Source organism: Mycobacterium sp. SMC-21 (assembly GCF_045310825.1).
Classification (GTDB): domain Bacteria; phylum Actinomycetota; class Actinomycetes; order Mycobacteriales; family Mycobacteriaceae; genus Mycobacterium.
The window spans coordinates 1-24,255 of record NZ_JBJIAO010000021.1; the positions used below are offsets into that span (position 1 = coordinate 1).

At 68.1% G+C, this 24,255-nt stretch carries 25 protein-coding genes; 16 read left to right on the forward strand and 9 right to left on the reverse strand.

Going from position 1 to position 24,255, the window contains the following annotated elements; all coding sequences use genetic code 11:
- Both ACJH6H_RS19155 and ACJH6H_RS19160 read left to right on the forward strand, forming a co-directional pair.
- Positions 1 to 782, forward strand: a 782-nt coding sequence (locus ACJH6H_RS19155; RefSeq protein ID WP_406775577.1) for a hypothetical protein, incomplete at its 5' end; no start/stop codon positions are given.
- Positions 783 to 1,324: 542 nt separating this feature from the next.
- Complete coding sequence (locus ACJH6H_RS19160; protein WP_406775578.1) at positions 1,325 to 1,903, forward strand: HhH-GPD-type base excision DNA repair protein; 579 nt, start codon at positions 1,325 to 1,327, stop codon at positions 1,901 to 1,903.
- Positions 1,904 to 1,976: 73 nt separating this feature from the next.
- On the opposite strand, the gene ACJH6H_RS19165 is transcribed toward ACJH6H_RS19160, so the two are convergent.
- On the reverse strand, positions 1,977 to 2,639 hold the full coding sequence (locus tag ACJH6H_RS19165) for a nitroreductase family protein (protein WP_406775579.1): 663 nt from the start codon (positions 2,637 to 2,639) through the stop codon (positions 1,977 to 1,979).
- 33 nt (positions 2,640 to 2,672) lie between these two features.
- Between ACJH6H_RS19165 and ACJH6H_RS19170 the strand changes: the two genes are divergently transcribed.
- The 5 genes from ACJH6H_RS19170 to ACJH6H_RS19190 all read left to right on the forward strand — a co-directional run bounded on the left by ACJH6H_RS19170 (position 2,673) and on the right by ACJH6H_RS19190 (position 6,131).
- Positions 2,673 to 2,822 carry a DUF1059 domain-containing protein gene (locus ACJH6H_RS19170; RefSeq protein ID WP_064859942.1) on the forward strand — a complete coding sequence of 50 codons (150 nt, stop codon included), beginning with the start codon at positions 2,673 to 2,675 and terminating at the stop codon, positions 2,820 to 2,822.
- A 172-nt stretch (positions 2,823 to 2,994) separates the two neighbouring features.
- Complete coding sequence (locus ACJH6H_RS19175) at positions 2,995 to 3,423, forward strand: MarR family winged helix-turn-helix transcriptional regulator (RefSeq protein ID WP_406775621.1); 429 nt, start codon at positions 2,995 to 2,997, stop codon at positions 3,421 to 3,423.
- A 32-nt stretch (positions 3,424 to 3,455) separates the two neighbouring features.
- Positions 3,456 to 3,818, forward strand: a complete 363-nt coding sequence (locus ACJH6H_RS19180) for a nuclear transport factor 2 family protein (protein WP_406775580.1) — start codon at positions 3,456 to 3,458, stop codon at positions 3,816 to 3,818.
- A gap of 58 nt (positions 3,819 to 3,876) precedes the next feature.
- Positions 3,877 to 4,617: an SDR family oxidoreductase gene (locus ACJH6H_RS19185; protein ID WP_318986236.1), complete on the forward strand. Its 741-nt coding sequence runs from the start codon at positions 3,877 to 3,879 to the stop codon at positions 4,615 to 4,617.
- A 98-nt stretch (positions 4,618 to 4,715) separates the two neighbouring features.
- Positions 4,716 to 6,131 carry a CHAD domain-containing protein gene (locus ACJH6H_RS19190; RefSeq protein ID WP_406775622.1) on the forward strand — a complete coding sequence of 472 codons (1,416 nt, stop codon included), beginning with the start codon at positions 4,716 to 4,718 and terminating at the stop codon, positions 6,129 to 6,131.
- On the opposite strand, the gene ACJH6H_RS19195 is transcribed toward ACJH6H_RS19190, so the two are convergent.
- Both ACJH6H_RS19195 and ACJH6H_RS19200 read right to left on the reverse strand, forming a co-directional pair.
- Positions 6,132 to 7,178: a hypothetical protein gene (locus ACJH6H_RS19195; RefSeq protein ID WP_406775581.1), complete on the reverse strand. Its 1,047-nt coding sequence runs from the start codon at positions 7,176 to 7,178 to the stop codon at positions 6,132 to 6,134.
- 45 nt (positions 7,179 to 7,223) lie between these two features.
- A complete protein-coding gene (locus ACJH6H_RS19200) occupies positions 7,224 to 8,009 on the reverse strand; it encodes a hypothetical protein (RefSeq protein WP_318986233.1) in 786 nt (261 codons plus the stop codon).
- A 183-nt stretch (positions 8,010 to 8,192) separates the two neighbouring features.
- Between ACJH6H_RS19200 and ACJH6H_RS19205 the strand changes: the two genes are divergently transcribed.
- Entirely contained in the window at positions 8,193 to 9,371 is a 1,179-nt protein-coding gene (locus ACJH6H_RS19205; RefSeq protein ID WP_318986232.1) for a mannosyltransferase, read from the forward strand.
- Here the strand turns inward: ACJH6H_RS19205 and ACJH6H_RS19210 are convergent.
- Entirely contained in the window at positions 9,352 to 9,627 is a 276-nt protein-coding gene (locus ACJH6H_RS19210) for a 4a-hydroxytetrahydrobiopterin dehydratase (RefSeq protein ID WP_064979105.1), read from the reverse strand. The genes ACJH6H_RS19205 and ACJH6H_RS19210 overlap by 20 nt on opposite strands.
- A 144-nt stretch (positions 9,628 to 9,771) precedes the next feature.
- Between ACJH6H_RS19210 and ACJH6H_RS19215 the strand changes: the two genes are divergently transcribed.
- Together ACJH6H_RS19215 and ACJH6H_RS19220 are read left to right on the forward strand one after the other, a co-directional pair.
- Complete coding sequence (locus ACJH6H_RS19215; protein WP_318986231.1) at positions 9,772 to 10,626, forward strand: DUF559 domain-containing protein; 855 nt, start codon at positions 9,772 to 9,774, stop codon at positions 10,624 to 10,626.
- 74 nt (positions 10,627 to 10,700) lie between these two features.
- Positions 10,701 to 11,087 carry a (deoxy)nucleoside triphosphate pyrophosphohydrolase gene (locus ACJH6H_RS19220; protein WP_318986279.1) on the forward strand — a complete coding sequence of 129 codons (387 nt, stop codon included), beginning with the start codon at positions 10,701 to 10,703 and terminating at the stop codon, positions 11,085 to 11,087.
- Here the strand turns inward: ACJH6H_RS19220 and ACJH6H_RS19225 are convergent.
- Both ACJH6H_RS19225 and ACJH6H_RS19230 read right to left on the reverse strand, forming a co-directional pair.
- Entirely contained in the window at positions 11,081 to 11,353 is a 273-nt protein-coding gene (locus ACJH6H_RS19225) for a hypothetical protein (protein WP_073698499.1), read from the reverse strand. The genes ACJH6H_RS19220 and ACJH6H_RS19225 overlap by 7 nt on opposite strands.
- A gap of 93 nt (positions 11,354 to 11,446) precedes the next feature.
- Positions 11,447 to 11,614, reverse strand: coding sequence for a hypothetical protein (locus tag ACJH6H_RS19230; protein WP_165605901.1), 168 nt, complete (start codon positions 11,612 to 11,614; stop codon positions 11,447 to 11,449).
- 68 nt (positions 11,615 to 11,682) lie between these two features.
- On the opposite strand from ACJH6H_RS19230, the gene typA reads away from it, so the two are divergent.
- On the forward strand, positions 11,683 to 13,587 hold the full coding sequence (gene typA / locus ACJH6H_RS19235) for a translational GTPase TypA (RefSeq protein ID WP_318986230.1): 1,905 nt from the start codon (positions 11,683 to 11,685) through the stop codon (positions 13,585 to 13,587).
- Positions 13,588 to 13,635: 48 nt separating this feature from the next.
- On the opposite strand, the gene ACJH6H_RS19240 is transcribed toward typA, so the two are convergent.
- The gene (locus ACJH6H_RS19240; protein ID WP_318986229.1) at positions 13,636 to 14,496 is read right to left on the reverse strand and encodes a hypothetical protein; all 861 of its coding nucleotides are present in this window, start codon (positions 14,494 to 14,496) and stop codon (positions 13,636 to 13,638) included.
- Positions 14,497 to 14,560: 64 nt separating this feature from the next.
- On the opposite strand from ACJH6H_RS19240, the gene ACJH6H_RS19245 reads away from it, so the two are divergent.
- A complete protein-coding gene (locus ACJH6H_RS19245; RefSeq protein WP_318986228.1) occupies positions 14,561 to 16,471 on the forward strand; it encodes an ABC transporter family substrate-binding protein in 1,911 nt (636 codons plus the stop codon).
- Here the strand turns inward: ACJH6H_RS19245 and ACJH6H_RS19250 are convergent.
- The gene (locus tag ACJH6H_RS19250) at positions 16,458 to 17,756 is read right to left on the reverse strand and encodes a chloride channel protein (RefSeq protein WP_406775582.1); all 1,299 of its coding nucleotides are present in this window, start codon (positions 17,754 to 17,756) and stop codon (positions 16,458 to 16,460) included. The genes ACJH6H_RS19245 and ACJH6H_RS19250 overlap by 14 nt on opposite strands.
- Positions 17,757 to 17,784: 28 nt before the next feature.
- Here ACJH6H_RS19250 and mshB point away from each other — a divergent pair, with 28 nt between their 5' ends.
- Together mshB and ACJH6H_RS19260 are read left to right on the forward strand one after the other, a co-directional pair.
- A complete protein-coding gene (gene mshB, locus ACJH6H_RS19255; protein ID WP_133425568.1) occupies positions 17,785 to 18,663 on the forward strand; it encodes an N-acetyl-1-D-myo-inositol-2-amino-2-deoxy-alpha-D-glucopyranoside deacetylase in 879 nt (292 codons plus the stop codon).
- Between the two features lie 90 nt (positions 18,664 to 18,753).
- Positions 18,754 to 19,206, forward strand: a complete 453-nt coding sequence (locus tag ACJH6H_RS19260) for a hypothetical protein (protein WP_406775583.1) — start codon at positions 18,754 to 18,756, stop codon at positions 19,204 to 19,206.
- Positions 19,207 to 19,437: 231 nt separating this feature from the next.
- On the opposite strand, the gene ACJH6H_RS19265 is transcribed toward ACJH6H_RS19260, so the two are convergent.
- Positions 19,438 to 20,784 carry a hypothetical protein gene (locus ACJH6H_RS19265; RefSeq protein WP_406775584.1) on the reverse strand — a complete coding sequence of 449 codons (1,347 nt, stop codon included), beginning with the start codon at positions 20,782 to 20,784 and terminating at the stop codon, positions 19,438 to 19,440.
- Between the two features lie 213 nt (positions 20,785 to 20,997).
- Here ACJH6H_RS19265 and ACJH6H_RS19270 point away from each other — a divergent pair, with 213 nt between their 5' ends.
- Both ACJH6H_RS19270 and ACJH6H_RS19275 read left to right on the forward strand, forming a co-directional pair.
- The gene (locus tag ACJH6H_RS19270) at positions 20,998 to 23,577 is read left to right on the forward strand and encodes a bifunctional FO biosynthesis protein CofGH (RefSeq protein ID WP_318986224.1); all 2,580 of its coding nucleotides are present in this window, start codon (positions 20,998 to 21,000) and stop codon (positions 23,575 to 23,577) included.
- A gap of 150 nt (positions 23,578 to 23,727) precedes the next feature.
- Positions 23,728 to 24,189, forward strand: a complete 462-nt coding sequence (locus ACJH6H_RS19275; RefSeq protein ID WP_406775585.1) for a DUF2231 domain-containing protein — start codon at positions 23,728 to 23,730, stop codon at positions 24,187 to 24,189.
- Positions 24,190 to 24,255: the final 66 nt, after the last annotated feature.

The window sequence follows — 24,255 nt, forward strand, 5'->3', positions numbered from 1 at the left end:
TCATCTTCGAGAGACCTCGACCCCTATCCCGGCAACGACGCGCCGATGACCTCTACACCCTCAACTGCGAAGAGCCGCTAATTGTGGCGGGAGATGGCTGGCTATGCGAGCCGATCATACGAACGGTAGATGACAGACTGCTATCCGTCCGTAACATTCAGGACATATGCAGCGAGGGCGGGCGCGTGGCGCTAGATTTTGAGTCCCGAATCGTCGATTCCCGAATACTGGGGGCTAGCGGGCAGGACGCGTTCGATTGTTTATCCAGGGGTTTGATGTGCTTACATTTGGAGCTGGTCGTCAACGCCGATGGCGAAACTTACGCTGTTCGCTCTGGCAACACGGCGGATGTTCACGATCTGTATCCGTTCCCGCCGGGGCTATTCCTGCCATACGAAGAAGACAATATTATCTTGTATATACGACGGGATCGATTGGGGCCCTTTTCCGTACTGGACCGTCGTGGATATCCGCTCAACTGTCGCCACGCTTTGGTTCAATGGTACTTCAGCGTCCGCGGAGTCCTGTTGGAGGCTATGCCCACAGCGGATCTTGGAATTATTAAAGCATTGCAGAACCTGCAGTTGTTATGTCTCGATGCTGCGGATCCGATGTTTACGACGTACTTGCAGAACTTTCGTATTTTTGACGGCGACGTCGTCGAGGATCCTCTCGGGAATCTTCAATCTTTCATATCGGAAATAAATACTCATCTGTCGAGGTATGCAATCGCGCCCTTCGATGGCCGAATAGACAAGTCGCATGTGCGGTTCCTTGACTAACCGCTCACAGTGCCGATACGGCATGGTCGTGCGCTTCGCGGCTAAGCGGCCACCCAGGGGGGTTGCTTCGGTTGCTTGAGAAAGGGGACGGCCCGAACCCGAACCCGGACAACCTGGCGGATTCCGGCAGTAGGGCCTTGCTGACGGCTGAGCGGCGGCCTTGCCGATGATGGAAGCTCTGCATGTCGGCGTGGGTCGCTTTAGGTCCGCTCGGCGTCGGTTTCGGCAGGCGAGCGCAGGAATTTTTATCGACGCTCAAAGGCTATCCACCCTGGTCTTGTCCGTCCATCACCGGTACCGGAACGGCAGGGCAAACCCTGCGGGACCGAACTCTCAGGAGACTCAGGAGTCGACTGAGCTCCGTGGTCGGCGTAGCCGATGCTATTCGGTGTCCGGCCTCCATAGAATCGCGCTTGGAGCGGATGCCCTCGGTTATGCCTTTGTCTAGACCGCAAGTCTGCGTTTTCGCGACCCTGGTCTGGCTCCTCCGACCATCACCGGTGTTCCGTCGCGACTGCATTCGCAGGCTTTAAACTGACGTGATGTCGAAGCTGCAGCTGGTTCAGGAGCCGTCCGCCGACGCACTGCTCGAGTCCAACCCGTTCGCACTGCTGGTCGGGATGCTCCTGGATCAGCAGATTCCGATGGAAGTGGCGTTCGCCGGGCCGAAGAAGCTCGAGGACCGGATGGGCTCGCTCGATGCGCGCGAGATCGCCGAGTACAACCCCGACAAGTTCGCCGAGCTGTTCGCGCAAACCCCTGCGGTGCACCGCTTTCCGGGTTCCATGGCCAAGCGCGTGCAGGCCCTGTCGCAGGTGATCGTCGACGAGTACGACGGCAACGCCGCGGCCCTGTGGACCACCGGCAACCCCGACGGTAAAGAGGTGCTGCGCCGGCTCAAGGCGCTGCCCGGCTTCGGTGAGCAGAAGGCCAAGATCTTCCTGGCGCTGCTCGGCAAGCAGTACGGCGTCACACCCGAGGGCTGGCGCGCCGCCGCCGGCGACTACGGCAAGCAGGGCACGCACATGTCCGTCGCCGACGTCGTCGACAAGGGCTCACTGGACCAGGTTCGCGCCTACAAGAAGCAGATGAAAGCAGTGGCGAAGGCCGCCAAGGCCTGAGTGTTGATTCGAGCGTGGGGGATGACGAGGAGATTCTCGCGATTCCCCTCGTCAAGCCCCACGCTCGACGCGATCAGAGCGGCGGACCGTCGAACCGCTCGCGGGTGGTGAACTCCGAAACCGGACGCCGGGTCAGCTTCGTCACCTGCTTGACGGGCTTGCCCAGCGGCAGCATGCACGCGACGGCGTAGTTGTCCGGGATGCCGAGCAGCTCGCGCACCTTGGGCTCCTGCGCGACCACCATGGTCGTCAGCACGCCGCCGTAGCCCTCGTTGCGCGCGGCCAGCAGGATGTTCCAGACGAAGGGGTAGATCGACGCGCCGCTGATCACACCGATGCGGTCCAGGTGCTGATCGAACGCCGCTGCCACGCCGAGGTCCAGGCACACCACGAGCACGACCTCGGCGCCCAGCAGCGTCCCGGTGACCATGCCATCGGGTACCGGGGTCGCCGCCACGACCGCCGGATCAACCCCGCAGGGCTGCAACGGGTTCCACGGCCCTTCGCCGGCGGCCATCTGAGCGATGTACTGCCGGGCGCCCGGCTTGGACAGTTCGCCCAGCTTCTTGCGGGTTTCGACGTCACGGACCGCGATCACCCGCGCGCCCTGCCGGTTGCCGCCACTCGGGGCGAAGCGCGCGTTGTCGAGGATGCGCTCGAGCACGTCGTCGGGCAGGGGCTCGCCGCTGAACTTGCGGACAGCCCCGGTCGTGCGCATGACGTCGTAAATCTCCATACCGACCATCATGCGTATGGGAAGGTGATGTGTATGGCTAAGACACACTTGAATTGCCCCTGCGGCGAGGCGATTTCCGGCAGTGACGAGGACGATCTGGTCGAGAAGGCCCAGGCCCACCTCGCTGAGCAACACCCCGGTCGGGAGTACGACCGCGAGATGATTCTCTTCATGGCCTACTGAGCCATCAACCAAGGCGAGCGTGGCTGCCGTTGGGGGGTGGCCACGCTCGCTGTTGCGTAGTCGGGTCTGTCCGACCGTCATACTGGCGACCGTGACGCCGAGAAAGGCAGGGGAGCCGACTCCCGAGCGGGGCTGGCTGACGCCGAAGCAGCAGCGGGCCTGGGTCGCCTACATGCGGGTACAGCTTCGGATGAACTACGAGATGAACCGGCAGCTGCAAGCCGACTCGGGGCTCTCGCTCGCCGACTACGACGTGCTGGTCGCGCTCAGCGGCGACACCGGCGGCGGCCTGCGTGTCAGTGACCTGGCCGCGCAGATCGGCTGGGAACGCAGCCGGCTCTCGCACCAATTGCGTCGCATGGAACAACGCGGCTTGACCGAGCGCCGACCGAGCGCCGCGGATGGCCGCACCACCAATGTCGTGCTGACCGCCGACGGCCGGCGGGCGATCGCCGAGGCCGCACCCGGGCACGTCGACCTCGTGCGCAGTCTGTTCTTCGACCCGCTGCCGGAGAACCTGCTCGGACCGTTCACCGCGGCACTGGAGCACATTCACGTCAACCTCGATCACCACAGCTCGCTCCCGCCCGCGCCGGGTTAGAATTAGGTGATAAATCACCTATAGGGAGCGTCATGAGTGAAGTCATCACCCGCTTGATGGAAGCCAATCTGCTCGCCGTGTTCGATGAACGCGACCCACGGCTCCGTGCCGCCGCGATCGCGGAGACCTACTCGGACGATGTCACGTGGGTCGATGATGACGGCGTGACCGTCGGCCGCGACCGGTTGAATGCCAAGGTGGCTGAGCTGCAGGAAAAGCTGGCAGGCTTGCATTTCGTGAAGGCCGGCCCGGTGCGCCGGACCCGTGGCCTGGGCTTCCTGGCGTGGGAGGTACGTACTCCGGACGACGCCACGGTGGCGTCGGGTTTCGACGTCGCGGAGATCGTCGACGAGCGCATCGTTCGGCTGTGGACTGTGCTGAATGCCGCGGAATAGGTGACACATCACCTATGTTGTGACTGCCGAACGGCACACAACAGTGAGGACAACGATCATGGGACAGCTCGACGGCAAGACAGCACTGGTCACCGGGGGAACGTCGGGCATCGGCCTGGCGACCGCAAAGCGCCTCGCGGATGAGGGCGCGTACGTGTTCATCACCGGACGTGATCGCACGCGGCTCGATGAGGCGGCCGCAGCCATCGGCGCGCACGGTGTCCAGAGCGACATCAGCAAGCCAGAGGAGCTCGACGTCCTCGCCGCCGCGATCGCCGAGCACGGCGCGGGCCTCGACGTCGTCTTCGCCAATGCCGGCGGCGGCGACTTCGCCACCCTCGCCGATGTGACACCCCAGCACTACCGCGACAACTTCGACCGCAATGTGGCCGGCACGGTGTTCACCGTGCAGAAGACGCTGCCGCTGCTGAACGACGGCGCGTCGATCATCCTCGCCGGCTCCACCGCCGCGTCCGAAGGCGTTCCGGCGTTCGGGCTCTACGCCGCGTCCAAAGCTGCCATCCGGTCGCTCGGTCGCACGTGGGCAGCGGAGCTCGCCGACCGCAAGATCCGGGTCAACACCGTCGTCCCGGGACCGATCGAAACCCCTGGACTGACCGGCTTGGCACCGGCCGAGCAGAAGCAGGATCTCCTCGACGGCATGGCGGCGCAGGTGCCGCTGAAGCGGTTGGGACGCCCTGAGGAGATCGCGGCCGCGGTGCTGTTCCTGGCCTCGGACCAGAGCAGCTTCATGACCGGTGCCGAATTGGCCGTCGACGGCGGCCAGATCCAGCTCTGACCGCCACGTCGAGACGATGCCGTCGGCTGGTTGACCTCGGCATCGTCTCGACACCACGGCTGGTTTGATCGCCGGAGCACGCGGCTATGCCCCTGGGTATGCACGAGGTTCTGGAACGCGAAGGCAAGTGGGACGTCGATGACCGGTTTCGGTTGCCCGACCTACGCGGCATCGTCCCGGACGCCGACATCGAGCACGACACCGTCGACCTCACCAGCGACTACTACGACACCAGCGACCGCGACCTGCTGGCGCACCGCGTCCAGCTGCGCCGTCGCTCCGGCGACGGTGACACGGGGTGGCAGCTGAAGGTGCCGGCCGCCGATGGGCGCGTCGAACTGCACTGGGCGTTGACGGAGAAGTTGCCCGATGCGGCCGCTGAGCTCCTCGGCGGCATCAGCCTCGGCAAGCAACTGGCGAGCGTCGCCACGATCCACACCGTCCGGGATCGGTACCGGCTCGCCGAGCCCGGGTCCGGCGAACTCTATGCCGAGATTGCCGACGATTCGGTGCGGGCGTCGGCGAACGAGCGGCTACTCGCCTGGCGTGAGGTCGAAGTCGAACTGGGGCCGCACACCCCGTCGATGCCGAAGCGCCTCGTCCGCCGTCTGAAAGCCGCGGGCGCCCGGCCGTCGCGCTTTCCGTCGAAGCTCGCCCACGTCCTGCCGCAGATTCGGTCCGTCGAGCGCGTGTCGCCCGCGGCGCGTGCGTTGCTCGGGTACCTCAACGCCCAGATCGACCAGATCGTGTTGGGCGACATCGAATTACGGCGGGGACAGGACCCCATCCACGACACGCGGGTGGCGATCCGGCGGCTGCGGAGCACGCTGCGGGTGTTCGGCAAGCTGCTGGATCAGGCCGCTGTCGAAGAGCTCGATGAGGACCTGCGATGGTTCGCGGGGCTGCTCGGCGAGGTTCGTGATTGTCAGGTGCAGCAGTTCAGATTCACCGAAGCGCTCGAAGAGTTGCCGGAAGAATTGATCCTGGGTCCGGTCCGGGCCCGCATCCGCAATGACCTGCAGGCCGTCGAGCTGCCCGCGCGGGCGCGCATCACCGAGGCCATGGACTCGCCGCGTTACCGGGCGATGATGACGGTGCTGCGGTCATGGCGCACGGCGCCACCGGTCGATCTCGAGACGAGCACCGCCGCACTGGTCAAGCGGGCACGTAAGGCCCAACGGAAAGCTGACCGACGGCTCGTCGCAGCGCTCGGTGGCGATGACGTCGACGCCGCGCTGTTGCACCGCGCCCGCAAGGCCGCCAAGCGCGCCCGGTACGCGGCGGAGCTATGCCGCGATGTCGAGGGCTCGAAGCGAACGGTCAAGCATTACAAGCGATTTCAGTCGATCCTGGGCGATCACCAGGACACCGTGGTCGCATCTGACATCTTGCGCCGCCTGGCGCTGGCGAGTGGCACGACGGCCGGTGAGAACGGCTTCACCTTCGGCCTGCTGTACGGCCGCGAACAGCGGATAGCCGACGCGTGCCGACAGCAGGCCCGAGCGATGTTGTGATTACGGCACCACCGAGGAACCGATGGTGGGCATGAACTGGCACTGCTTCTCGGTCGTGGTCACCTGACCGAAGATGGTCGACATGATGCTGCCCGAGCCGGTGTCGACGATGGCGGTCAGCGTCGTCGGGCCCTGCGGGTTGATGTCGGCCTGCGGCTTGAGGGTCGCGCTGCCCGACTTGCCGGTCGTCAGGTTGACCCAGGTGACGTTCAGCGGCAGCTTCTGCTCGGCGGCCGGGCCGGGCGTGCCGACCGCGGTGAACACGTAGGCGGTCTGGCCGGGGCCGGGGCCCGGGGTCGGAATCTTCGCGGGGCCCGCCACGCTGATCGCAGTCGCCAGCACATTGCCGCCGTCAGCGCCGCAGCCGTTGCTGATCGACGGGTACATGAAGTCCTGCGTGATCGGCGTGCCCGGGCCGAACGCGCCGGCCGGCGCGGGGGCCGGCGCAGCGGCCGGGGCGGCTTCGGGGGCGGGGACCGTCGCCGCGGCCTGGGTGACCGGGGCAGCGGCCGGGGCGGCCTCAGGAGCCGGCGCCGGCGCAGGTGCCGGGGCAGGGGCGGGTGCCGGAGCAGGCGCTGCGGCGGGTGCGGGTGCGGCCTCGGGGGCCGGAGCCGGGGCAGCCTCCGGGGCCGGTGCCGGAGCGGCCTCGGCCACCGGGCCGACGGCGTGCACCGGGTCGACGCCGGCCGGCAGGTGGGCCTCGGCACCAGGAACGGCGCCCGGGGCGGGCACGTGGTTCGCGGCCGGGTCGGCGGCGAACTGGTTCACGGCGTTGGCCAGATTCTTCGAATCCGACGGTGCCGCCTTGTTCCCGGCGAACGCCCGGGCTGCTGCCATGAGCAGCTCCGCGGCGCCCGCCGGGTCAGCGGCGGCCTGCTGGATCACCGGGGCGAGAGTCTGCATGGCCGGCAGACCAGGAGCCTGCAGGCCATCGATGGGCAGCGGCAACGGCAGTGGCGACGCCGGATCAGCGTGGGCGACGGTGGCCGCGCTGATCGTGAGTGCGACGGATGCGCCGAGTGCGACGAACAGCTTCCTCGATTGCATGACTCTCTCCCCGGTTTCGTATCGGTTATCTGGTTACGGCGCGGATCACGGCAAGCCGGAGGTGATGACCGGCGCGAGGCTGGTCAGGCTCATGATCCCCGGGACGACGCCCGGGATGGCCTGTGCAGCCGGTGCGGCAGCCGCCACGGCGGCGGGTGCGGTGGCCAGCGGCGACGCCGCCGCAGCCGGAGCGGCGAGCGGTGCCGTGGCGGCGGCCAGCGGGGCGGCAGCGGCCGGAGCAGCGGCAGCCAGCGGTGCGGCCAGCGGTGCGGTCGCGGCGGCGAGCGGGGCAGTCAGCGGCGAGGTCGCAGCGGTTGCGGCGGTCGCAGCGGGCGCGGCAGCAGCAGCGGGCTGCGGCAGCAGGTTCGCCAGCGGGGTACCGGCCGGCAGCAGCGAGGTCAGGTCACCGGGGAAGGCGACCTGCTTCGGCAGCGGGACGGGCGAGCCCGGAATCTGCGGCAGGTTGATGTTGGCCGACGGGATCAGGCCCTGGGCCGGGGCCGGCGCAGCAGCGGCGGCCGGGGCAGCGGCCGCCGGAGCGGTGGCGCCGGGGACCAGGTTCTGCGGCAGGGTCACCGATGCAGTGGCGGCCGGAGCGGCCGGAGCGGCGGCCGGCGCGCCCGAGGTCAGGGCCTGGGTGACACCCGACAGCGCCTGGACCGGAGCCTGGGCGAGTTCGTTGACCAGCGGCGTGCCGGGCACGACGGGGGCCGGGGCCGCGGGGGCCGGGTCGGCGGCGGCGACCGCGCTCAGGGCGATCGCCACCGGGACTGCGCCGGCGGCGGCAATCATGCTGGTGGCCAACAATTTTCCAGTGGTGCGTGTGCGCATTTTGGGGGTCCTCCCGGTCCAGTCGTGGCGCGTCATCACCGAAGCTATTCAGTTACTGGTGTTACTCAAGTGACACGTGTGGCATTTATGGATCCGTTACTGATCGGAAGGCGAAGGGTGACCGACCGTTACAGTCATGCGATAAACACCGCCACGCGATCAGTTCTCCGATGGGCGCCGCTGATGCTGGCGCTCAGCGTCGCCGCGCGCTTCGCGTGGACCTACCTGGTCCCCAACGGGGCCAACTTCGTCGACCTCCACGTCTACTTCGGCGGCGCGGCGACCCTCGGCAGTGGTCGCCCGCTGTACGACTACGTCTACGCCGACCAGACCCCGGACTTCCCGCTGCCGTTCACCTATCCGCCGTTCGCGGCAGTGCTGTTCTATCCGCTGCACTTCGTGCCGTTCGGTTTGCTGGCGTTCTGCTGGCAGGTCGGGATCATCGGTGCGCTCTACGGCGTGGTGTGGATCAGCTTGCGGCTCATCGGGTTTCGGGGCGAGCGAAGCGACGGGAAATGTCCAGTCGATCCCTCGCACCGGCTGGCCATGGCCTGGACGGCCGTCGGCATCTGGACCGAGCCGCTGCGCAGCACGTTCGACTACGGGCAGATCAACGTCGTCCTCGTACTGGCCGTTCTCTACGCCGTCTACAGCACCCGCTGGTGGTGGTCCGGTCTGCTGGTGGGTCTGGCCGCCGGGGTGAAGCTGACGCCCGCGGTCACGGGGCTGTACTTCCTCGGCGTCCGCCGGTGGGGCGCTGCGGTGTTCGCGGCCGTCACCTTCGCCGGCACCGTGCTGGTGTCGTGGCTGGTGCTGCGCGACCAGGCGCTCTACTACTTCACGGACCTGCTCGGCGACGCCCACCGGATCGGTCCCGTCGCGACGTCGTTCAACCAGTCCTGGCGCGGCGCGATCTCGCGGATCGTCGGCCACGACGCCGGTTTCGAGCCCGCGGTGCTGATCGCGGTGGTGCTGACGGCCGTGCTGGCGGTGTTCGCCTGGCGCGCCGTCTACGGTCCCGGCCGGCCGGATCGACTGGGCGCGCTGCTCGTCGTGCAGTTGTTCGGCCTGCTGTTCTCGCCGATCTCGTGGACCCACCACTGGGTGTGGCTGATCCCGCTGATGATGTGGTTGTGGCACGGGCCGTTCGCGGAGCTCGCTTCCGCGCGCGTCTTGCGTTGGATCTGGCTGGTGCTGCTGCTGGTCGGCGTGCCGTGGCTGCTGAGTTTCGCGCAGCCGACGATCTGGGTGATCAGCCGTCCGTGGTACCTGTCCTGGGCGGGGTTGATCTACCCGGTGATGACGGTGGTGACGCTGGCGTGGATGGCCCTGCGAACCAGGACTAGACGACCAGTCCGTTGATGTCCGTGGCCATCTCCACGTCCTTGTCGGTGATACCACCCTCGGAATGTGTGACCAGGGTGAAAGTAACTGTCCGCCAACGGATGTCGATGTCCGGATGATGATCCTTGGCTTCCGCGTGGATCGCCACTCGGCGGACGGCATCGATACCGTCGAGGAACGCCGGGAACTTCACGGACCTGCGTAGCGCGCCGTCGGCGCGTTCCCAGCCTTCGGGCAGTGCGGCGTCTACTTGTTCATCGGTGAGGACGGCCATGACCCCATTGTTGCGGCGAGAGTGGGGGATTACGAGGAATCGTTTGCGATTTTCCGCGTAAACCCCCACGCTCGACGGCCTGACCTGTGGATAACCGGGTCGCTGGGCGTCAGATTTGTCGCCCGTCCCGTCGAGGGTGACGTCATGGACCAACTCATCCTCGGGTCGCAGGCGCTGCGGACAGGACGCCTGACGGAGCATCAGTTGCGTACCCGGTATCGCATGGTTTATCGCAACGTGTACCTGGCCAAGGGCGTCGAGATGACGGCCGAGTTGAAGGCGCGCGCCGGTTGGCTGTTCGCAGGGCCGGATGCGGTGATTGCCGGGGTGTCTGCGGCTGCGGTGCACGGTACGAAGTGGCTCGACCCCGATGCGCCCGCGGTGGTGGTCCGGCCAGATCGCCATAGCCCACGAGGGCTGACGACTCATTCGTATGCCCTTGCTCCGCAAGACATTTGTGTGCGGCGCGGTATGCGTGTCACAACTGCCGCCCGCACGGCCTTCGACCTCGCGCGACTGCTGCCGCAGCACCGGGCCGTGCCGATAGTGGATGCGCTGATGAACGCAACCGATCTGAAACTCGTCGACATCGAACCGTTGATCGCGGCGAATCCAGGTACCCGCGGTGTGCATCGGGCGCAGTCTGCTCTGACGTTGGTGGACGGTGGTGCTGAATCGCCGCAGGAATCGCGGCTGCGGCTGGGGCTGGTCGCCGGCGGCCTTCCGTTTCCCGAGACGCAGATCCGCTTCTTCGACGATTACGGCGAGGCGTTCATCCGCGTCGACATGGGGTGGCGTCAGTGGAAGGTGGCAGTCGAGTACGACGGTGTCCAGCACTGGAACGACAGTCGGCAGCGGGCCTGGGATATCGAACGTCTCGCGATCCTGGAAGCCATGGGGTGGGTGGTCATCCGGGTCAGTGCGGCGATGTTGCGCGAGCCCGAAAAGCTGGTCGCGAGAGTGCGCGCGAAGCTGCGAGCCGCCGGATGCCCGGTCTGACGCCGAGCGTGGGGGTTTACGAGGTACTTCGGCCGAATATTCGCGTAAACCCCCACGTTCGACGAGCCAGTAGCCTGGCCGACGTGATCGTCGTCGCCGGAGCCCTTATCGCCGACGCCAGACTGCTGGTCGCTCAGCGCAATCGGCCGCCGGAACTCGCGGGCCTCTGGGAGCTGCCGGGTGGGAAGGTCGCGCCGGGGGAGACCGACGCGCAGGCGCTGGCCCGGGAACTCCACGAGGAACTTGGCGTCATCGTGACCGTCGGGGAAAAGGTGGGCGAGGACGTGCCGTTGTCCGACACCGTCACGTTGCGGGCGTACCGGGTGTCGACCGACGACGCGCCCCACGCCCACGATCACCATGCCGTGCGCTGGGTGGGTGCGGCCGAACTCGACGACCTGCCCTGGGTGCCGGCGGACCGCGCCTGGCTCGCGGAGTTGAAGGACGCGCTGACTCAGTAGTGCAGCTTGTCGCCGACGACGCGCGCCGACGCCATCGCCGTGCCGTGCTGCGCGGTGTACAGCGGGTGCAGCAGCGCGGGGTACTTGCAATGCGGGCAGTCGGTCTTCGGCTTGTTCACCGTGGAGAACGCCAAATGGTGACACGCAGCACACCGCACCACGAAGAATCCGCCGGCCCAATTGGCCAATCCGGCGAATATCGCGGCCGTTGCGCCGAGCGCCAGCACGAACCCGATGACTCCGGTCAACACTTCGTAGATGGTCATGATGGCGACCTCCTCGCGCTGGTTTCCCCGAACTGACGAGACGTTTCCACGGTACTCGCGAAACAGGCATAGAGGCAGGTCAATGCGTATATATCAGGCCTTGCGGGCGCGCTTGAAAACCTTCTCGAGGTCCTTGCCGTGGACCCCGTGGTGCGCCGCCTTCTGGACCTTGTGCAGCACCAGCGGACACCGCTTGCACCGGGGCTTGCTGCGGCAGCACTTCTTCTTCGGTTTCGCCCCGGCGAGCTTGCTGGCCTTCATCGATTAGCAGTTTTGCCAGGCCGTTCGCGGTTTCGCAAACCGACCCCCTCGCTGCGACAATCTTGGGCGTGAGTGAGCAGGCCAGTGCCGGATTCAGAAATGTCGCCATCGTCGCACACGTCGACCACGGCAAGACGACCCTCGTCGATGCCATGCTGCGGCAGTCCGGAGCCCTGGACCGGGGTGACGACTCCACCGAACGCATCATGGACTCGGGTGACCTGGAGAAGGAAAAGGGCATCACGATCCTGGCCAAGAACACCGCGGTGCACCGGCACAACGCCGACGGCACCGTGACGGTCATCAACGTGATCGACACCCCCGGCCACGCCGACTTCGGTGGCGAGGTCGAGCGCGGCCTCTCCATGGTCGACGGCGTCGTGCTGCTGGTCGACGCCTCTGAGGGCCCGCTGCCGCAGACCCGCTTCGTGCTGCGCAAGGCCCTGGCCGCGCACCTGCCCGTCATCCTCGTGGTCAACAAGACCGACCGGCCCGACGCCCGTATCGCCGAGGTCGTCGAGGAGAGCCACGACCTGCTGCTCGACGTCGCCTCCGACCTCGACGAAGAAGCCCAGGCCGCGGCCGAGAAGGCCCTGGACCTGCCGACCCTGTACGCCTCGGGCCGCGCCGGCGTCGCCTCGACCGTTCAGCCCGCCAACGGCGAGGTGCCCGACAGCGAGAACCTCGACCCGCTGTTCGACGTGCTGCTCGAGCACATCCCGGCGCCCAAGGGCAACCCCGACGCCCCGCTGCAGGCCCTGGTCACCAACCTCGACGCGTCGGCCTTCCTCGGCCGTCTGGCGCTCGTCCGGATCTACAACGGCAAGCTCAAGAAGGGCCAGCAGGTGGCCTGGATGCGTGAGGTCGACGGCGCGCCCGTCATCACCACCGGCAAGATCACCGAGCTGCTCGTCACCGTCGGTGTCGAGCGCACCCCGACCACCGAGGCCGTCGCCGGCGACATCGTCGCTGTCGCGGGTATGCCGGAGATCATGATCGGCGACACCCTCGCCGACCCCGATCACGCGCATGCCCTGCCGCGCATCACCGTCGACGAGCCCGCCATCTCGGTGACCATCGGCACCAACAGCTCGCCGCTGGCCGGCAAGGTCTCCGGTCATAAGCTGACGGCGCGAATGGTCAAGTCCCGCTTGGATTCCGAGCTCATCGGTAACGTCTCGATCCGCGTCGTCGACATCGGCCGTCCGGACGCCTGGGAGGTCCAGGGCCGTGGTGAGCTGGCGCTGGCCGTGCTCGTCGAGCAGATGCGCCGCGAAGGCTTCGAGATGACCGTCGGCAAGCCGCAGGTGGTCACCCGGCAGATCGACGGCAAGCTGCACGAGCCGTTCGAAGCCATGACCATCGACTGTCCCGACGAGTTCGTCGGCGCCATCACCCAGCTGATGGCCGCCCGCAAGGGCCGCATGGAAGAGATGACGAACCACGCCGCCGGCTGGGTCCGCATGGACTTCATCGTGCCGTCGCGTGGCCTGATCGGCTTCCGCACCGACTTCCTGACCCTGACGCGCGGCACCGGCATCGCCAACGCCGTGTTCGACGGCTACCGCCCGTGGGCCGGCGAGATCCGCGCCCGGCACACCGGTTCGCTGGTCTCGGACCGCAGCGGCACCGTGACGCCGTTCGCCATGATCCAGCTGGCCGACCGCGGTCAGTTCTTCGTCGAGCCGGGCCAGGACACCTACGAGGGCCAGGTCGTGGGCATCAACCCGCGCGCCGAGGACCTCGACATCAACGTCACCCGCGAGAAGAAGCTGACGAACATGCGCAGCTCCACCGCCGACGTCATGGAGACGCTGGCGCGGCCGCTGGAGCTCGGTCTGGAGCAGGCCATGGAGTTCTGCGCCGAGGACGAGTGCGTCGAGGTCACGCCCGAGGTCGTGCGCGTGCGCAAGGTCGAGCTGACCGCGAGCCTGCGCGCTCGCGCCAAGGCCCGCGAGAAGGCCCGCAACTAACTCTCACCGAACCGAAAGGCCGGTCGGCACAAGCGTTTTCGCGGAGTGCTAACCGGCCTTCTGGTTCTGGTCCAGCCAGGCGACACCCTCGTCGGCCGCCTTGATCAGCGCCCCGCGCTCACCGAAGTACGTCGACACCGCGCCGACCCACGGCAGCGCGCTCAAACGCTGCCACCACTTGTTCGGCTGCGGCCGCTTGGCGATCTCGTCGAACGTCGCGCGCAAGATGCCGGCCAGCTGCCAGATGCTCTTGACGACGACGACCGGCAGCGACGACGTGATGGCCTCCAGGGGCTTCCAGCCGTCCGGCGGGGTGTCGGGAAGCGGCTCCGGCTCCGGGGGCTGCGGCACATCGAAGTCCGCGGGCAGCTGCCGTCCGCACAACACCGCGGCCAGCAGTCGCACCTGCTCGCGCCGATCGGTGACGCCGTATTCGCGGGCCACCGCGCACAACACGATGGCGTGGTTGACGAACCCGGCCAGCTCACTCACCGGCAGCACCCGGGCCAGCACACCGAATGCGCCCGGCGTGGCCACCAGCACGGTGTTCAACGCGCCGACGCGGTGCACCCACCAGTGGATGCGCTCGTCTCGGCTCATCCGCTCCCAGGCGGCGGTGCCGGGCAGGTCGGCGGCGTTCATCAGCTGCGCGCCGGCGTTCATGGCCAGGTCCGCGGCGTTGGGGCTACGGCCGGCCTGAACGCGCCGGAGCCGCAGGCGCAGCCGCCGGACCCGGTCGGTCAGCCCGCGGGGCGGACTCAGCAGACGATGGGAGCGCTTACGCAGCCCGATCGGATCGGCTTGCGACAGCACGTTGAGCAATGGGTTGATGACAGCGACGGCGCGGCTCAGCGCGTCGGCGACGTCGGCATCGGACAGCGGGGTGTACGGCTTAGGCAGTAGTCCCATACCGGAGATTGTGGACCACATCAGGGGCGAGCGGAGCGACGGGGATTTGCATCGGTGGCCTCGGATGGTGGTTCGGGCTCACCGTGCCGATACCCTGACTGTCGTGCCGACCGCCCGCCGCCGATTGATGACGACCGGGGCACTGGTGTCGGTTCTGGCGCTTGCGGGCTGCACCGTGAGCCCGCCGCCGGCGCCGCGCAGCACCGAGACGACGAAGACCGTCGTCCCACCGCCACCGAAGATGAGCCAGATCATCATGGCCATCGACTGGATCGGCCCCGGCTTCAATCCGCATCTGCAGTCCGACCAGTCGCCGGTCAACGCGGCCATCTCGGCGCTCGTCTTGCCGAGCTCGTTCCGGCCCATCGCCGACCCGGCCGCACCGTCGGGTTCGCGCTGGGAACTGGACCCGTCGTTGCTGTTGTCGGCCGACGTGACCAACCAGAACCCGTTCACCGTCACGTACAAGATTCGCCCCGAGGCGCAGTGGACCGACAACGCGCCGATCGCCGCCGACGACTACTGGTACCAGTGGCGCCAGATGGTCAGTCAGCCCGGCGTCGTCGATCCGGCCGGCTACGACCTGGTGACCGGTGTCCAGTCGGTCGACGGCGGTAAGACGGCCGTGGTGACGTTCGCCAAGCCCTACCCGGCGTGGCGGGAGCTGTTCAACAACATCCTGCCGGCGCACATCGTCAAGGACGTGCCGGGCGGGTTCGGCGCCGGGCTGGCGCGGGCCATGCCGGTGACCGGCGGCCAGTTCCGTGTCGAGAGCATCGACCCGCAGCGTGACGAAATCCTGCTGGCGCGCAACGACCGGTACTGGAGTGTGCCGTCGGTGCCCGACCAGGTGCTGTTCCGGCGCGGGGGATCGCCTGCGGCGCTTGCAGATTCGATCCGTAACCGGGACACCCAGGTGGCCCAGGTGCACGGTGGGCAGGCGACTTTCGCGCAACTCGCGGCCATCCCGGGCGTGCGGACCGCGCGGATCGTCACGCCGCGGGTCATGCAGCTGACGCTGCGTGCGCAGCGGCCCGCACTGACCGACGTCCAGGTCCGCAAGGCACTGCTGGGTCTCCTCGACGTCGGCCTGCTGGCCGCCGTCGGCGCGGGCAGCGACAACACCGTGACGCTGGCGCAGGCTCAGATCCGGACGCCGTCGGACCCCGGCTACGTGCCGACGGCGCCACCGGCGCTGGACCGCAACGCCGCGATGGACCTGTTGGTGCGCGCCGGGTACAACATCGAGCCGGACGTCGCGCCACCGTCACCTCCCGGCGTGCCACCACCGCCGGGCCACGATCGGCTGGTCAAGGACGGCAAGCCGCTGGGGCTGGCCATCGGCGTCGCCGCCAACGACCCGACGTCGGTCGCGGTGGCGAACACGGCCGCCGACCAACTGCGCAGCGTCGGCATCGAGGCCACCGTGCTGGCCATGGATCCGGTGGCGCTGTACGCCGAGGGTCTGGAGCGGGTCGACGCCATCGTCGGCTGGCGTCATGCCGGCGGCGACCTGGCGACGGTGCTGGCATCGCGCTACGGCTGCCCGGGATTGGACGCGACGGCCGTCTCCACCGCGACGCCCCCGGTGCCGCCCCAGCAGCCGACGTCGACGTCGACGTCGAAAACCGCTGTGCCGCAGCCATCGACGCCGACGGTGACGTCGACGGCGCCCACCCTCCCGCTGCCCAAGCCGCTCGGCGGAGACCAGTTGGTGCAGGCGCCCAGTAACTTGACCGGCATCTGCGACCACGCGATTCAGCCGAAGATCGACGCGGCGCTGGCCGGCACCGAGAAGATCGCCGACGTGCTCAACGAATTGGAGCCCAAGCTCTGGGCGATGGAGACGGTGCTGCCGATCCTGCAGGACACCACGATCGTCGCCGCGGGGCCGACGGTGCAGAACGTCAGCCTCACCGGCGCCGTCCCGGTCGGGATCGTCGGCGACGCCGGCAAGTGGGTCAAGGTTCCCTGAGCTTTTCGTGAACCGGCGACGCGACGGCGGCCGCCCGGGCCGCCGACTGCTCCCGCAGCAGCCGGATCCCGTGCGACGAGTACGCGGCCACCGCGAAAACCAGCAGCAGCCAGATCGGCGGATGCGCCAGCTCCCAGACGAACAACGCCGCGAACGCCGGCGCCCGCTGCGTGATGGCGAGGACGCCGGCCGCACATGTCAATGCCACCGCGGGTACGTGCAGGTGCGTACCGGCCAGACCGTTGAGGGCGAACGTCGCGACGGTGCCCGCGGCCGCGCCGGTGGCGAGCGCCGGCGTGATGAGGCCGCCGACCGCGCCGACCCGCAGATACAGCGCGGTGAGCAACGGCTTGAGTACCAGGAGAACCGCCGCGGTGGCGAGACTCAGTTGCGCGTCGACGCTGACGATCAGCACGCTGCGGCCGTTACCGGGCAACTCGGGCCGGTAGATCGAGCAGATGCCGGTCACCAGCCCGGCCAGCGCGACACCCGGGACGAGCACCCAGGACGTCAGCTGCGGCTTGGGCCCGGCGACCGCCATCAGCTTGTTGAAGACCAGGCCGATCACCACCGCAAGCGGTGCGATGGCCAGCGCCAGCATGGCGAATTGGTACGACAGTGCCGGATCCGGCCAGATGAGATCGCGCTCGAAATGCGTGACCGGATGCGACACCGCGACCGCCAGGCTCGACGTGATGAGCGCCGTGCCGACGACCTTGGGATGCCAGGTGCCCATCATGACGCGAGCCGCGAAGAACGCCCCACCCAGCGGCACGCTGTACACCGCGCCCAGGCCGGCGCCCGCGGCGCAGGACAGCAGAATCTCGCGGTCGCGGGCCGTCAGCGTCCCGAGCGTCGATGACGTGAGCCGCCCGAGCCACGTCGTCCCGTAACTGCTGAGCACCGCGGCCAATTGGCGCGGCGCCGTCTCGCGGCCGAGCGACGCACCGCTGCCGACGGCCACGGCCTGCAGCGCCGCGTCGGCCGCCATCGGCAGGTGCTGCATCGGCTTCTTCCCGGCGATGGTCGCCGACAGTGACGGAGTCCCGCTGCGGCGACGCAGGATCCACCAGCCGAGCCCCGCCAGCGCTCCGCCGATCGCCGGTGCCAGCGCGCGCCGAACCGGCGAACTGGCGCCGATGCCGTCGAGCAGCAGCCCGTACGAATAGTGGTAGGCGAGATGTTCGACGGCGTGCAGCAACGAGACCGTCAGTGCCCCGGCGACCCCGGCGAGCAGGCCGGTGAGCAGCACCGCACTGCCGAACTCCAGCGCACGTCGCGTCACCCGGTGAATGTATGCCAGCCTGGGGGATATGGAGACCCCACGGCTGCTGTTCGTCCATGCCCATCCGGATGACGAGACACTGACTACCGGAGCGACCATCGCGCACTACGCGGCCCGCGGCGCCGACGTGCGGGTGCTCACCTGCACCCTGGGCGAAGAGGGCGAGGTCATCGGTTCGCAGTGGGCACAGCTGGCGGTCGACGGAGCTGACCAGCTGGGCGGCTACCGGATCGGTGAATTGACCTCGGCGCTACGGGCATTGGGCGTCGACAGGCCGCGGTATCTGGGCGGGGCCGGGCATTGGCGGGACTCCGGTATGGAAGGCAGCCCGGCGCGGCACCGTCAGCGGTTCGCGGACGCCGACATGGACGAGGCCGTCGCCGAACTGGTGGCGGTGCTGCGGGACTTCCGCCCGCACGTCGTCGTCACCTACGACCCCAACGGCGGCTACGGGCACCCCGACCACATCCAGGCGCATCGGGTGACGACGGCTGCGGTCGCCGCGTCGGCGGGCGACGGCCATCCCGGTGAGCCGTGGCAGGTCCCGAAGTTCTACTGGACCGTGATGGACGGTGAGTCGATGGCCGAGGCCCTGGAGTCGATCAATGGGATCGAGCTGCCCGAGAGTTGGGTGCGGATCCCGGCCACGGCGCTGCCGTTCGATCTCGGCCACCGCATCGACGCCGTCATCGACGCGCAGGACAGCCTGCCGGCCAAGGTCGCCGCCATGCGGGCCCACCAGACGCAGGTGACGGTGGAGCCGAGCGGCCGGGTCTTTGCGCTGTCCAACAACATTGCACTGCCGATCAGTGCCGTCGAGCACTACGTGTTGGTCGACGGCACGGCCGGCGAACGCGACGCCCGTGGTGTGGAAACTGACCTACTCAGCGGGATAAACCTCGCGTGAGACCGGGAAGCGGGGGAGTAGGGTAGCCGCCATGGACTCGGATCTGGACCCCAACTTGCAGCACCTGCAGGGCCTCGGCGACAACTATCAGTGGGTCGTCGGCTCCCTCGTCGGTCTGCTCGACAGCATCCCGACCTGACGTCTGCCCCGGTGCGCGCCGACTCCGGTCGGGCGCGCGCATTGATGCTCGGTGTGCTGGCGTTCGATGGCGCCTTGTCGGCCATCGCCGGCGCACTGTTCCTGCCGCTCTACCTCGGCCCCGTGCCGTTCCCGATCAGTGGCCTGCTCAGTGGTCTCGTCAATGCGGCGCTGGTCTGGGCCGGCCTCCAGTGGACGTCCCATCCCCGCCTGGCCGCGCTGCCGATGTGGGCCTGGTTGACGACCGTCGTGCTCCTGCTGCTCGGTGGGCCAGGCGATGACATCGTGTTCGGCGGCGCCGGAATCATGCAGGCCTCACCGTTGATCTTCTTGCTGCTCGGGGCGACGCCGCCCGGCGTGGTGCTGTGGCGAAATGCCCAGCGGCGCGCGGCAGCGCCGGACTAGCGTCCGGTCTCCGGCATTTCCGCATCGACTCCGCACTGAGGGCGACAACTATCGAGTAGATGCCGCTGTGGCCGCAGGGTCGATCGCGGTGCCTGGTTGGTCCTGCGGTTGTGGCGGGAAAGGTCGAGTGCCTGACGCCGCTGACGCAGAGCCAACGACGGTGTCGGTGATTCTGCGGTCAGGGCGCGGCGATCGACGTGTGACAAGAGCAGGCGAACCTGGGCGCCTGGCTCAGCTATTGGCTGTGTGACTTCCCGAACCGGCCTTCTGGCCGCCGGCAGCGCCCTGCGACTGGCCGGCGCCCTTGTCGCCCTTGGCCTTGCCGCTTCCGGCTTTGTCGCCCTTGCCGGGCTTCGTCGCTCCGGTCGTGCCGGTCGGGTGATCCGTGCCGGCGTTGTTGTTGGTGGCCTCGGTCTTATCCCCGGCCTTCTTGCCGGGTTTCTTGACGGGCTTCGGTGCCTTGACCTCGTCCTGCTGCTTGGCCGGACCCTCGGCCTCGCCGGTCGCAGTGCCGGTCTTGGGTTCGGTCTTCGGATCGGCCTTGGGTTCGGTCTTCGGGTCGGTGGCTTTGGGGTCCGTCTTGGGCTGCTCCGCCTTGGGGTCCGTCTTGGGCTCGGCCTGCGGGTCGGTCGGCTGCTGGCCGGCCTCGGTGCCCGCGGGCTGCGTGCCCTTGTCGTCGGACTTGCCCTTGTCGTCCGCCTTCGCCGGCGTCACCGCTGGCGTCTCGGCAGGCTTCTCGGCCGGCTTGTCTGCCGGCTTGTCCGCCGGGGACTGCGCGGCGGTCGGCGCGAGCTTGCTCGCCGGGTCGGCGTCCGCGGCGGCGGCCTTCTCGGCGGCCTTGGCGGGGACCAGACCGGCGGCCAGGCTGGTCAGTGTGGTCTGCACCGTCTTGGCGATCGACTCGAGGGTGGTCTGCGTGGCGGCCAACGACCCGATGGGCGGCAGCGGCGGAATCGGCGGGATGATCCAACCGAAGAAGTAGTTGAACTCCGCGATGCCGAAGTTGATGACGTCATTGACCGAATAGCGGATCGCATTGCCGATGCCGTTGACCCACACGCCCAGGTTGAGCGGATCGTTCACGATCGGGACGACCGCCTGGTAGAAGATGTCGTCCGAGACGGGCCGGATCAGCGTCCAGTAGAAGATGTCGGTCTGGGCGGCGATCGTGCCGGTGAATGGCACGAACCAGTTCAGCCAATACAGAACGTCGGTGGCGTAGTCGACGCCCCAGTCGACCCATGCCTGAATGCCGGTGTACGCGTTGGTGAGCCAGTCACTGGCCGCGTTCTGTGGGGTGACGACGGGCCCGGTCACCGTGGGTGCGGCCGCCAGCGGGTTCGGCCCGACCTTGGGGACGACGCCCGCGGCGGGCAGCTTGGGCGGCACCGGCGGCGTCATGTTGCTTGCCGCGGCCAGCAGCTTGACCATGGCCTCGGTCAGGTGCGGTTGGGCTGTGGTCGAGTGCGCGGGGACCGCGACGTCGGCGGGAACCACCTGGATGGGGGTCAATGCGACAGCTGTGGCGGTCGCAGCGGCGGCGCCCGCCATGACATACGAGCGGACTGAAACGGACACCGTGGCTCCTCGAAATGATCGCGTCCCGACCCTCTGAACTTACGCGGTCGTCACCAAATTCGGCGAATAGTCTGCGCGTTTGCTGTGTGTGTCCGGGTATGGGGCCCGCGCCGCGCCGGCGAGCTGGCGCTACTGTGGCCGGTATGCCAGGCGCAGTGGTTTCAGAATGTGAGACGCGTGGATGAACGTCGACTTCAGCGGGGTTACACGGAAGTGGCTCTGAACCCCCAGAACGGCGCAGACCTGCCTCTTCCCGTGGTCCCACCGCTCGCCGCCCCCGCATCGTCGTCCGCCTTACGTCGCGTGCTGCGCCGCGCCCGTGATGGTGTGGCGCTGAATGTGGATGAGGCCGCGATCGCGATGACGGCCCGCGGCGACGACCTGGCCGACCTTTGTGCGAGCGCTGCCCGGGTGCGGGACGCCGGGCTGGAGGCCGCGGGACGGCGGGGTGCGACCGGTCGGTTGCCGGTGTCGTATTCGCGCAAGGTGTTCATCCCGGTCACGCATCTGTGCCGCGACACCTGCCATTACTGCACGTTCGTGACGGTGCCGGGCAAGCTGCGCGCGCAGGGTATGGGCATGTACATGGAGCCCGACGAGATTCTCGACGTGGCTCGTCGCGGTGCCGAGTTGGGTTGCCAGGAGGCGCTTTTCACCCTGGGTGACCGGCCGGAGGACCGTTGGGACGAGGCCAAGCAGTGGCTCGACGAGCGGGGCTATGACTCCACCCTCGACTATGTGCGGGCGATGGCGATCCGGGTGCTGGAGGAGACCGGTCTGCTGCCGCACCTGAATCCGGGTGTGATGAGCTGGTCGGAGCTGTCGCGGCTCAAGCCGGTGGCGCCGTCGATGGGCATGATGCTGGAGACGACGTCGCGGCGGCTGTTCGAGACCAAGGGCCTGGCGCATTACGGCAGCCCCGACAAGGATCCGGCGGTGCGGTTGCGCACGCTGGATGACGCGGGCCGGTTGTCGATCCCGTTCACCACGGGCCTGCTGGTCGGTATCGGTGAGAATCTCACCGAGCGGGCCGAGACCATGCATGCCATCCGCAAGTCGCACAAGGAATTCGGGCACGTGCAGGAAGTCATCGTGCAGAACTTCCGGGCCAAGGACCACACGGCCATGGCCGCGACTCCCGATGCCGGGATCGACGATTTCCTGGCCACCATCGCGGTGACCCGCCTGGTGCTGGGCCCGAAGATGCGGATTCAGGCGCCGCCGAATCTGGTGTCCCGTGAGGAATGCCTGGCGCTGATCGGCGCCGGCGTGGACGACTGGGGCGGGGTGTCCCCGCTGACCCCCGACCACGTCAACCCCGAACGGCCGTGGCCGGCGCTGGACGATCTGGCTGCGGTGACGGCCGAGGCGGGTTATGACCTGGTGCAGCGGTTGACGGCGCAGCCGTCGTACGTGCAGGCCGGGGCGGCGTGGATCGACCCGCGGGTGCGGGGCCACGTGGATGCGCTGGCCGACCCGGAGACCGGTTGGGCACGCGAGGTCAACCCTGTCGGCCTGCCGTGGCAGGAACCCGATGAGGCGTCAGAGTCGTTGGGCCGCACCGATCTGCACTCTGCGATCGACACCGAGGGCCGGCTGACCGAGACGCGCAGCGATCTGGGTAGTGCGTTCGGGGACTGGGAGTCCATCCGGGAGAAGGTTTCCGAGCTGGCGGCCCGGGCCCCCGAGCGCATCGACACCGACGTGCTGGCCGCGCTGCGGTCGGCCGAACGCAACCCGGGCGGCTGCTCCGACGACGAGTATCTGGCCCTGGCCACCGCTGACGGTCCGGCGCTGGATGCTGTTGCCGCGCTGGCTGATTCGCTACGGCGGGATGTCGTCGGTGATGACGTGACGTTCGTGGTGAACCGGAACATCAACTTCACCAACATCTGCTACACCGGTTGCCGGTTCTGCGCGTTCGCGCAGCGCAAGGGTGACGCTGATGCCTACTCGCTGTCGGTCGACGAGGTCGCCGACCGGGCGTGGGAGGCGCATGTCGCCGGGGCGACCGAGGTCTGCATGCAGGGCGGTATCGATCCGGAGTTGCCGGTGACGGGGTATGCCGATCTGGTGCGGGCGGTGAAGAATCGGGTGCCGTCGATGCACGTGCATGCCTTCTCGCCGATGGAGATCGCCAACGGCGTGACGCGCAGTGGGTTGTCGGTGCGCGAGTGGCTGACCTCGCTGCGGGAGGCCGGCCTGGACACGATCCCGGGCACCGCGGCCGAGATTCTCGATGACGAGGTCCGCTGGGTGCTGACCAAGGGCAAGTTGCCGACCGCCGAGTGGATCAATGTGGTGACCACGGCGCACGAGGTGGGTCTGCGGTCGTCGTCGACGATGATGTACGGGCACGTGGACACCCCGAAGCATTGGGTGGGGCACCTGAACGTGCTGCGCGGAATCCAGGACCGCACAGGTGGTTTCACCGAGTTCGTGCCGTTGCCGTTCGTGCATCAGTCCTCGCCGCTGTATCTGGCCGGTGGGGCACGCCCGGGGCCGACGCACCGCGACAACCGCGCGGTGCACGCGCTGGCGCGGATCATGCTGCACGGCCGGATTCCGAGCATCCAGACCTCGTGGGTCAAGCTCGGCGTCGAGCGCACGCAGGTGATGCTGCAGGGCGGTGCCAACGATCTCGGTGGCACGTTGATGGAGGAGACCATCTCGCGCATGGCCGGTTCGGAGAACGGCTCGGCCAAGACCGTCGCCGAGCTGGTCGCCATCGCCGAAGGCATCGGCCGCCCCGCCCGCCAACGCAGCACCGACTACTCGCCCCTGGCCGCCTAGCCCCATCTCCCGCGAGCCGGGGCGCACCACCACCTCCCGCGAGCCGGCCTGGGGGCACCACCCGCTTGCGGGGGAGTTTGTACGGGCTTTCGCGGTGTGTCGCGTGCATTTTGCGCACGCTCGTCGGCGGCGAGTGTCACGCTGTGATGCGTGAACACGATCGGTGACCTGCCCGCCCACCCATTGCTGGTGCACGCGATCATCGTCCTGACGCCGCTGACGGCGGTCCTGACGATCATGTGCGCCGTATGGACGGCCGCCCGGGAGCGGCTCGTGTGGCTGACGCTGGCGCTGTCCGTGGCGACGGTCATTCTGACACCGTTCGCCATCGAGGCCGGCGAGGCGCTGATCAAGCAGCTCCCCGACAACCCGGTGCTGCGTGAGCACGCCGAACTCGGCGATACCGCAGTCTTTTTCGTCATCGGTCTGCTCGTGGTGTCGCTGGCCGTGGCTTTCCTGCACCGCTGGGGTGCACGACTGGGGGACAAGGAGACGCTGGCCCGCGTCATAGTGGCGGTGCTGGCTGTGGTCGTCGGCGTGGCCACGATCTACCAGATCGTGCGGATCGGGCACACCGGGGCCCGAGCCGTCTGGGGCGGCTTCAGTCTGTAGCCCGAACCCGACAAGGCGGCCGTCCTACGCCGAGCGTGGCGCTTGGTGGTGACGACACGCCGCACG

Excerpts from the sequence above, each read along its gene's own strand:
- ACJH6H_RS19160 (WP_406775578.1), top strand. The coding sequence starts at position 1,325 with ATGTCGAAGCTGCAGCTGGTTCAGGAGCCGTCCGCCGACGCACTGCTC.
- ACJH6H_RS19165 (WP_406775579.1), bottom strand. The coding sequence starts at position 2,639 with ATGGAGATTTACGACGTCATGCGCACGACCGGGGCTGTCCGCAAGTTC.
- ACJH6H_RS19170 (WP_064859942.1), top strand. The coding sequence starts at position 2,673 with ATGGCTAAGACACACTTGAATTGCCCCTGCGGCGAGGCGATTTCCGGC.
- ACJH6H_RS19175 (WP_406775621.1), top strand. The coding sequence starts at position 2,995 with ATGCGGGTACAGCTTCGGATGAACTACGAGATGAACCGGCAGCTGCAA.
- ACJH6H_RS19180 (WP_406775580.1), top strand. The coding sequence starts at position 3,456 with ATGAGTGAAGTCATCACCCGCTTGATGGAAGCCAATCTGCTCGCCGTG.
- ACJH6H_RS19185 (WP_318986236.1), top strand. The coding sequence starts at position 3,877 with ATGGGACAGCTCGACGGCAAGACAGCACTGGTCACCGGGGGAACGTCG.
- ACJH6H_RS19190 (WP_406775622.1), top strand. The coding sequence starts at position 4,716 with ATGCACGAGGTTCTGGAACGCGAAGGCAAGTGGGACGTCGATGACCGG.
- ACJH6H_RS19195 (WP_406775581.1), bottom strand. The coding sequence starts at position 7,178 with ATGCAATCGAGGAAGCTGTTCGTCGCACTCGGCGCATCCGTCGCACTC.
- ACJH6H_RS19200 (WP_318986233.1), bottom strand. The coding sequence starts at position 8,009 with ATGCGCACACGCACCACTGGAAAATTGTTGGCCACCAGCATGATTGCC.
- ACJH6H_RS19205 (WP_318986232.1), top strand. The coding sequence starts at position 8,193 with ATGCTGGCGCTCAGCGTCGCCGCGCGCTTCGCGTGGACCTACCTGGTC.
- ACJH6H_RS19210 (WP_064979105.1), bottom strand. The coding sequence starts at position 9,627 with ATGGCCGTCCTCACCGATGAACAAGTAGACGCCGCACTGCCCGAAGGC.
- ACJH6H_RS19215 (WP_318986231.1), top strand. The coding sequence starts at position 9,772 with ATGGACCAACTCATCCTCGGGTCGCAGGCGCTGCGGACAGGACGCCTG.
- ACJH6H_RS19225 (WP_073698499.1), bottom strand. The coding sequence starts at position 11,353 with ATGACCATCTACGAAGTGTTGACCGGAGTCATCGGGTTCGTGCTGGCG.
- ACJH6H_RS19230 (WP_165605901.1), bottom strand. The coding sequence starts at position 11,614 with ATGAAGGCCAGCAAGCTCGCCGGGGCGAAACCGAAGAAGAAGTGCTGC.
- ACJH6H_RS19240 (WP_318986229.1), bottom strand. The coding sequence starts at position 14,496 with ATGGGACTACTGCCTAAGCCGTACACCCCGCTGTCCGATGCCGACGTC.
- ACJH6H_RS19245 (WP_318986228.1), top strand. The coding sequence starts at position 14,561 with ATGGTGGTTCGGGCTCACCGTGCCGATACCCTGACTGTCGTGCCGACC.
- mshB (WP_133425568.1), top strand. The coding sequence starts at position 17,785 with ATGGAGACCCCACGGCTGCTGTTCGTCCATGCCCATCCGGATGACGAG.